This is a genomic window from Polaromonas sp. P3_C2, assembly GCF_056402675.1.
The window spans coordinates 1-3,461 of the sequence record NZ_JBFUGX010000450.1 but is presented as its reverse complement, the minus strand read 5'-3'; the positions used below and the strand labels follow the sequence as shown (position 1 = coordinate 3,461).

Below are 3,461 nucleotides of genomic sequence, written 5' to 3'. Positions count from 1 at the left end.
AGTGAAGAGAGAACCACCGTCACCGATCCTGCCGAGTTTCCGGCAACGACAGAGTTTGTTTGAAAGGAGTCGCAAATGGAACGCGACCAGGCCAGTAAATTCATCAATGATCTGCTGAAACTCATGGTCAGCCGTAATGGCAGTGACCTGTTCATCACAGGCGACTTCCCACCGGCCATGAAAGTCGACGGCAAGGTGACCAAAGTGTCGCCGCAGCCGCTGAACGCCGGCCACACGCTCGCCCTTGCCCGTTCCATCATGAACGACAAGCAGGCCGCCGAATTCGAACGCACCAAGGAATGCAATTTCGCCATCTCGCCGCCCGGCGTGGGCCGCTTCCGTGTCAATGCGTTCATCCAGCAGGGCAAGGTCGGCATGGTGATGCGGACGATTCCCGCCGTGCTGCCCACCATCGACGGGCTGGGCGTGCCCCAGGTGCTCAAGGAAGTGGTGATGAGCAAGCGCGGCCTGACCATTTTGGTGGGCTCTACCGGTTCGGGTAAATCCACCACGCTGGCGGCCATGGTCGACTGGCGCAACGAGCAGTCGTTCGGCCACATCATCACGATTGAAGACCCGGTGGAATTTGTCCATGCGCACAAGAACTGCGTGATCACGCAACGTGAAGTGGGCCTGGACACCGACAGCTGGGAAGCGGCCCTCAAAAACACGTTGCGCCAGGCGCCCGACGTGATCCTGATGGGCGAGATCCGCGATCGCGAAACCATGGAACATGCCATCGCATTCGCGGAAACCGGCCACCTGTGCCTGGCCACCTTGCACGCCAACAGCGCCAACCAGGCGCTGGACCGCGTGATCAACTTTTTCCCCGAAGAGCGCCGCACCCAGTTGCTGATGGACCTCTCGCTCAACCTCAAGGCCATGATTTCGCAGCGGCTGGTGCCCAAGCAGGACGGCAAGGGCCGTTTTGCGGCGGTGGAGGTCATGCTCAACTCGCCGCTGATCTCCGATCTGATCTTCAAGGGCGAAGTCTCCGAAATCAAGGAGATCATGAAAAAAAGCCGCAACCTGGGCATGCAGACTTTCGACCAGGCGCTGTACGACGCCTTCGAGAGCCACTTCATCACCTACGAAGATGCCCTGCGCAACGCCGACTCGGTGAACGACCTGCGCCTGCAGATCAAGCTCAACTCGCAACGCGCCAAGTCCGTCGACCTGGCGGCCGGCACCGAAAACTTCGCTATCGTTTAAGCCGCTGAACTGCCGGCGTTGTTCCGGCCAAGGGCTGAGTTGGAAGGGCTAAAGGCCGCGAAGCAGGCCTGAAGGTAATCGATAGTGGCCCGGATTTTGGGAGCCCGATGGCGTTCGGCCAGAATCACCGCATCAATAGAATAGACATCGCTCACCGTGTGCCGGGCCAGCACGGGCTTTAACCGGCCTTGCGCCACCAGCTCGCGGCCGATAACGTCGTTGATCCGGGCAATGCCGGCTCCCGCCAAGGCAAGTGAAACCACCGCAGCGCTGCTATTGACGCGCAACTGCCCCTGCACCGCGAGTGGGGTGACGACCGCGTTTTCTTCGAAGGTCCATTGATTGTGGGTAATCGAAGTGGTATTTGATATCAGACTGTGCAATTGAAGATCTGCCGGCGCACGCGGAACGCCATGCTTCTTGAGATACACGGGTGAGGCGTACAAAGCACGCCCATGGCTTCCAAGATTACGGGCAATGGCCGTCTGCGCAGGTGCAACACCCGCCCTCACGACGATATCCATCGCCTCATCGGCCATGCTGACAAGGCGATCATCCAGATGCAGGTCCAGCTTCAATTCCGGGTGCAAGGCCCGCAGCTTGCCCAGCCGGGGAATCAGTACATATTCAGCAAGAATCTGGCTGATGCTCAAGCGCACCGTACCCACCACTGAGCGGCTTCTGCTGGCGAAGCTGTTTTGCAATTGCCTGTGTTCGGTAAGGATGCGCTGGGCATATTCGAGGAAGACCTCACCTTCGTCAGTGAGAGAGAGGCTGTGAGTGGTCCGGTGCATCAGCCGCAGGCCGCATTGAGCCTCCATGCGCGCGAGCGAACGCGACATATGGCTGGCCGCAACGTTGCGGTCCCTCGCTACTGTCGAGAGCGACTGGGCAGATGCAAGCTGCGCAAACAGCGAGAAGTCGTCAAGGCTGAGGTTTTTCATGCTTGTGCAGATTTGACACGAGCATTATGCATTCGGGGGGATTTCCAGCCGACGCCATCCTGGGCACAGTTCACTTCGCACGGACATGTTGCGCCGTCGCTCTTCAAAGGATTTTTATGCCCATCTCCATCCAGCTATCGCAGGGACTTTTAACGCCGGCCGGCGAGCGCGAGGTTTTCTCCAGAGTTGCAGGCGCCTTGCTGCAGGTACACGGCCTCAGCGGAAACGCCTTCATGACTCCCGCAGTCATTGGGCATGTCGACATTTACCCTGAAGAGCACAGCTATGCCGGCGGCAAACCCCAGTCGCTTGCGGTCATAGAGGTTAAGGTCCCTTCTGTCACCTTCCCCGATCAGTCGGTGAAAGACAACTTCGTCAAGGCGGCAACAGACATCATTGACGAGCTCAAGGCGGGAAAACACCCGAGAGCGCGCACCTTCGTCAACGTGACCTATGCGGTGGAGGGCGCCTGGGGAATTGCCGGCAAAGCCTATACCAACGCCGACCTGGGAATGGCCATTGGAGCTGCCGCGGGCTAGGCAAGCGCGGGAACTCACCCTGCCCCCATTCACCTCCGTCTCTCCGCACAGCACACCAACCGATTAAACCCACAGGAAACTTCATGCCTCTCGTACGAATTGACCTTCCTGACACCACGCCGGACGAAGAGCTTTCGGCCGTGTCGGGCCTTGTGCATCAAGCCCTGGTAGACACTTTCAATGTGCCGGGGCCGGATCGCTTCCAGACGCTCACGCGTCATGCACCGCGCCAGCTCATTTGCTCCGAAGAATTCCTTGGGGTCACGCACTCCGCCCACGTGGTTTTTATTCAAATATTCTGCGCCCCCGGCCGATCGCTGGACATGAAGAAGGCGCTCTTCTCGGAAATCGGAAAACAAATCTCGTCGAATTGCAGCTTTAGTCCGGCCGACGTCATCATCAATCTGGTTGAGACGTCGCGTGAGAACTGGTCTTTTGGAAACGRCATGATGCAATTCAGTTAAAAGGGGCAGGACAGCCTGTTTTGCACACCCCCCAACGCGCTGAGATGCGCCATGAATGTGAAGCTGCTCCTTCATGGGAAAACAGGGAGGTTCACTGGGCAAAGCGCGCAATCAAGCCATAATCATTGCTGCAAAACCCCCTTGCCCGACGGGCCTCAAGAGATTTAACTGTGTCATCAATTCACCCCAAAACCTACGAAACTTCCGATTCACGTACTGTCGCCTTCCTGGGCCTCGGTGTCATGGGCTTCCCGATGGCCGGGCACCTGGCGCTGGCGGGCCACGACGTCACGGTCTACAAC

The 3,461-nt window shown here is 58.4% G+C and carries 5 protein-coding genes; 4 read left to right on the top strand and 1 reads right to left on the bottom strand.

Annotation, left to right across the window (positions count from 1 at the left end; translation table 11 throughout):
• Window positions 1-75: 75 nt before the first annotated feature.
• Window positions 76-1,212 (top strand): PilT/PilU family type 4a pilus ATPase, encoded by a 1,137-nt coding sequence (locus tag AC1DWI_RS16970; protein ID WP_457281554.1) that lies wholly within the window; start codon window positions 76-78, stop codon window positions 1,210-1,212.
• On the opposite strand, the gene AC1DWI_RS16965 is transcribed toward AC1DWI_RS16970, so the two are convergent.
• On the bottom strand, window positions 1,209-2,156 hold the full coding sequence (locus AC1DWI_RS16965) for a LysR family transcriptional regulator (protein WP_477668827.1): 948 nt from the start codon (window positions 2,154-2,156) through the stop codon (window positions 1,209-1,211). The two genes, AC1DWI_RS16970 and AC1DWI_RS16965, sit on opposite strands and share 4 nt — an antisense overlap.
• Before the next feature lie 116 nt (window positions 2,157-2,272).
• On the opposite strand from AC1DWI_RS16965, the gene AC1DWI_RS16960 reads away from it, so the two are divergent.
• The 3 genes from AC1DWI_RS16960 to AC1DWI_RS16950 all read left to right on the top strand — a co-directional run.
• On the top strand, window positions 2,273-2,695 hold the full coding sequence (locus tag AC1DWI_RS16960; protein ID WP_477668828.1) for a 4-oxalocrotonate tautomerase: 423 nt from the start codon (window positions 2,273-2,275) through the stop codon (window positions 2,693-2,695).
• 83 nt (window positions 2,696-2,778) lie between these two features.
• Entirely contained in the window at window positions 2,779-3,159 is a 381-nt protein-coding gene (locus AC1DWI_RS16955) for a tautomerase family protein (RefSeq protein ID WP_477673286.1), read from the top strand.
• Window positions 3,160-3,329: 170 nt separating this feature from the next.
• On the top strand, window positions 3,330-3,461 hold a 132-nt coding region (locus AC1DWI_RS16950), incomplete at its 3' end, for an NAD(P)-binding domain-containing protein (protein WP_477725267.1).